The organism is Leucobacter sp. G161 (assembly GCF_001482305.1).
GTDB lineage: Bacteria > Actinomycetota > Actinomycetes > Actinomycetales > Microbacteriaceae > Leucobacter.
Window position 1 is genome coordinate 1 of record NZ_LOHP01000107.1, and the last position, 3,176, is coordinate 3,176.

At 63.0% G+C, this 3,176-nt stretch carries 3 protein-coding genes; 2 read left to right on the top strand and 1 reads right to left on the bottom strand.

Features of this window, described 5'->3' with window-relative positions; all coding sequences use genetic code 11:
- Nucleotides 1-302: 302 nt before the first annotated feature.
- The gene (locus tag AUL38_RS16695; protein WP_369795331.1) at nucleotides 303-1,649 is read left to right on the top strand and encodes a hemolysin family protein; all 1,347 of its coding nucleotides are present in this window, start codon (nucleotides 303-305) and stop codon (nucleotides 1,647-1,649) included.
- Nucleotides 1,646-2,686, top strand: a complete 1,041-nt coding sequence (locus AUL38_RS16700) for a hemolysin family protein (protein WP_059063986.1) — start codon at nucleotides 1,646-1,648, stop codon at nucleotides 2,684-2,686. Before AUL38_RS16695 ends, AUL38_RS16700 begins: the two co-directional genes overlap by 4 nt.
- A gap of 239 nt (nucleotides 2,687-2,925) precedes the next feature.
- Here the strand turns inward: AUL38_RS16700 and AUL38_RS18040 are convergent, their stop codons facing one another.
- Nucleotides 2,926-3,144, bottom strand: coding sequence for an LPXTG cell wall anchor domain-containing protein (locus tag AUL38_RS18040; protein WP_083506989.1), 219 nt, complete (start codon nucleotides 3,142-3,144; stop codon nucleotides 2,926-2,928).
- Nucleotides 3,145-3,176 lie beyond the last annotated feature (32 nt).

Here is a 3,176-nt window from a genome sequence, read left to right on the forward strand (position 1 = left end):
CCGGCCCAGCCCGCCTGGACCTAGCCCAGCCCAGCCCGTAGGTATGTAATCAGCCGTATATATGCCAAAACATCGAAGTTATGGCATATATACGGTCATTCCCAGAGGCAAGTTCTGGCTCACGCACGGCACGGACGCCGGAGGCCCCATCACCGTCGATCAACTGTAGGGTTCCTAGGTTCGAGGCGAGGTCACATTTTTCACCCCCTGCACATTTTCTATGATCGATGTATGGATGATTGTCATAGACCCAGGCTCACCCCGACCCAACCGCGAGACGCGGTTCGACTGCGGGGTGGGCATTGATTTCCGATTTCTGGGGGATCGTCATCGGCGTGATCCTCACCGTCGGTACCGGTTTCTTCGTCGCGTCTGAGTTCGCCTTGGTGAATCTCAACCGCAGCGACCTCGAGCGCCGCCAGGCCGCCGGCGAGCGGGGCCTCCGCCCCACGATTTCCGCCCTGCGAGTCACCTCGACACACCTCTCGAGCGCACAGCTCGGAATCACTCTCACGACGCTCCTTGCAGGCTTCACGTTTGAGCCCGCGATCAGTTCGCTGCTGCGCGATCCGCTCGGCAGCATCGGCGTGCCCGACGGTCTCATCTCGGGCGTCGGAACGGTCATCGCGATCGTGCTCGCAACGCTGTTTTCGATGATCGTCGGTGAACTCGTGCCGAAGAACTTCGCGCTCGCTGTCCCGCTCGCAACCGCGAAGATCGTGGTTCCGTTCCAGCTTGCCTTCACGTTCCTCCTCAAACCGGTCATCGTGTTCTTCAACGGCACCGCGAATCGGGTCATCCGATCGTTCGGCATCGAACCGAAGGAGGAGCTGTCGGCAGCCCGAAGCGCAGAGGAACTTGGATACCTCATCCGGCGCTCGGCGACCGAGGGCCTCCTCGACGCGAACGATGCCGACATGCTGCATCGCACACTGACGTTCTCCTCCCGCACCGCCGACGAGGTTATGACGCCCCGCGTCCGCGTTGTCGCGCTGCCGAACACCGCCACCGTGCTCGACGTCATCACCACCTCGATCGCGAGCGGGCACTCGCGCTTCCCGGTCTTCACCGACGACATCGATGATGTCATCGGTATCGCTCACGTGAAGGCCGCGTATGCCGTCGCTGACGACCGCCGGGCAAGCACGCCGATCACCGCCATCGCGTCAGATTTGCTCCGAGTGCCCGAGTCCGCTGGCGCCGACACGCTACTCACGACGCTTCGCGGCCGCGGCTACCAAATCGCGGTCGTCGTCGATGAGCACGGTGGCACCGCCGGGATCGTCACCCTCGAAGACCTCATCGAGGAACTCCTCGGCGAGCTGCTCGACGAACACGATGACCCCGCCGAGCTCGCGGGAGACGTGTTCTCTGACGGCAACGCGGTGATCTTCAACGCCGCGCTTCGCCCGGACGAGCTGTGGTCACGCGCACGCGTTCGGGTGCCTGAAAGCGAGGAGTATGACACCGTTGCAGGCTTCCTCCTCACCGAGCTTGAGCGCTTCCCTGAGGTTGGTGAGACCGTCGAGCTTGACTCCGGCGCACTAAGCGTCGAAGCCATGAGTGGCGCCCGACTCGAGCTCCTCCGTTTTACCCCGCGGCCCCAACCCGCAACACCTCACACCGATTCCACGGAGGCAGCACGATGAGCGAGTACATTCCCGGCCTCGTCTGGCTTGTCGTTCTCCTCGTCGTGAACGCCTTCTTTGTCGGTGCTGAGTTCGCCGTGATCTCCGCGCGTCGCTCGCAGATCGAACCGCGCGCGGCCGCAGGCAGTCGAGCTGCAAAGACGACGCTGTGGGCGATGGAGCACGCAACCCTCATGCTTGCAACGAGCCAGCTCGGCATTACCGTCTGCTCGCTGCTGATCCTCAATGTGTCCGAGCCCGCGATCAAACACCTGCTCGAGGTGCCGCTCGCCTGGACTGGGCTCACCCCGGCGATGGTCACCGGCGTCGCGTTCGGCGTCGCGCTCGCACTCGTTACGTTCCTGCACGTCGTGTTCGGTGAGATGATCCCGAAGAACATGGCGTTCTCGGTGCCCGACCGGGCGGCGCTCCTGCTCGCGCCGCCGCTCGTCTTCGTCTCGAAGATCGTCGGCCCTCTCATCCGTGCGCTGAACTGGGTCGCGAATGGCATTCTGCGGCTCTTCCGAGTCCAACCGAAAGATGAGGCAACGAGCGCGTTTACGCTGGATGAAGTCGCCAATATCGTCGAGCAATCAACTCTCGAAGGGACGCTCGTCGACGCCTCCGGCACGGTCACTGCTGCGTTCGAGTTCACGGAGAAGGTCGCGGCTGACGTCGAGCTCCCGTTCGGTCAGCTCGTCGTGCTGCCCGTCGCAGCGACCCCGCGCGACGTGCAGCTCGCCGTCTCCAAGCACGGCTTCTCACGATTCGTGATCGCTGCGCCTGCTGGCGCGCCAACCCGGTACGTCCATTTGAAGGATGTACTTGACCTGAGTTCAGCCGAGCAGCGTGACGCGCCGATCCCCGCGGAACGGCTGCGCTCCCTCGCAGATGTCACCTCTGGCACCGAGCTCGAGGAGGCGCTCACTCACATGCGTGCCGATGGCAGCCACCTCGCGCGCGTCATCGACGTGCACGGCCACCCGTCAGGCATCCTCTTCCTCGAAGACATTGTCGAGGAGCTTATCGGCGAGGTGCAGGACGCAACACGGCGGTAGACGGGTCTGTCGCGCAGGCAGCAGTATCGGCGGCGAGCACGCCGCTGAAGCGGACAGCATCCCACTAGTACACGGGAATTCCAGCCTTCCTCCGCAGCGGCAGAGAGCTCGGTCCCGCAGAAGACGGATGCCACACCGATACCTGCCGCACACACGACATTGTCCCTCTAAGAACTGAAGTTCTTAGAGGGACAATGTCGTGTTAGGCGCTAGAAAAGCAAGCCGGCTTCGCTAGGCGATTATGCTCGCGACCGATTCCTGCGGACTCGCAGAACAATCCCTGCACCAAGGGCGAGTAGCGCCCCCGCTACAACAACCATGCTGGTGATTGAGGCCCCGCCAGTCTCTTCTAGCGTCTGCGGTGGAACAGGCTTCGGTGGAACAGTCGTGGGCGGAACGGTCGTGGGCGGAACAGCAACCTCATCCCACCCAGCAACCAAGGTAATATCCCCCGTCACCGCAGCAGCAAAATCATACGCAGCACCATCCA